Genomic DNA, 990 nt, shown 5'->3' with positions numbered 1-990 from the left:
AGGCGTAAGGACGGACGTCTGGTCGACGTTCTCCTCAGCGTCTCACCGATCTATGACTCCGCCGGCAGGATTGTTGGCGCCTCGAAAATCGCGCATGACATCTCCGCGAAGAAAGAGGCGGAGCGGCTTCAGGCTGTGCTGATCGGCGAGCTGCATCACCGTGTGAAAAACGTCTTTGCAACGGTCATCGCCATTGCTCGCCAGACATTGGCCAAGGCGACAGACACCCAGGATGCTGTCGCGGCGTACGAAGCACGCTTGTCGGCAATGGCGCACGCCCACGATCTGCTTGCCGAAGGGGATTGGCAAAGTGCCGATCTCACGGCGGTGGTCGAGCAGGCCGTTGCGCCATACCCGCCGGAGCGCTTCGAGGTTTCGGGGCCGTCGGTACTCTTGCCGCAGAAGGCTGTCGCCACACTGTCGCTCGCCCTTCACGAACTTGGAACCAATGCCGCCAAATACGGGGCGCTGTCCGTTCCAACAGGACGGGTGTCGATCATCTGGACCTATGACCCCAAAACCGCGGCTCTCAGCCTCCGCTGGCAGGAAAAGGGTGGGCCGACGGTCGCTCAACCGACCCGGAAGGGTTTTGGATCTCGCCTGGTCGAGCGCTTGTTGGCGGCGGAGCTTAACGGTACGTCGGCAATCGTCTATGACGCTGCGGGCGTCGTCTGTGAAATCGAGGCCGTCCTTCTAGCGCACGCCACGAAATAACCGACAGGAACGAATTGATCCGCTGCGACTTCTGTCGTGGCTTAAATCAATCAGGATCACAATGCAGGAAAAGGATCAAAATCGACGTGACGCTCGCAGCGCCGGAGATCGCCTGGTCGCCGGGCATGTCAGCGAAGACCCGTTTGCGGCGGCGTTCAAGGCCACGCGCATGCCGATGATCGTCACGGATCCCAGCCAAGCCGATAATCCCATCATCTTTTGCAACGAGGCATTCAGAAAGCTGACCGGTTACAGCGACGAGGAGATCATCGGCCG

The 990-nt window shown here is 60.2% G+C and carries 2 protein-coding genes; both read left to right on the top strand.

Translation table 11 applies throughout. The annotated features are described in order from the left end of the window. Positions 1-714 (top strand): HWE histidine kinase domain-containing protein (locus MRBLMR1_RS26985; protein WP_500066966.1); only part of this gene is annotated, 714 nt, incomplete at its 5' end. Positions 715-775: 61 nt separating this feature from the next. Next, a partial coding sequence (locus tag MRBLMR1_RS26980; RefSeq protein WP_500066965.1) for a PAS domain S-box protein occupies positions 776-990 on the top strand: 215 nt, incomplete at its 3' end.

Source organism: Neorhizobium sp. LMR1-1-1.1 (genome assembly GCF_040675795.1).
Classification (GTDB): domain Bacteria; phylum Pseudomonadota; class Alphaproteobacteria; order Rhizobiales; family Rhizobiaceae; genus Neorhizobium; species Neorhizobium cellulosilyticum.
The sequence above is the reverse complement of the archived record's forward strand: the minus strand, read 5'-3'. Positions and strand labels throughout refer to the sequence as shown.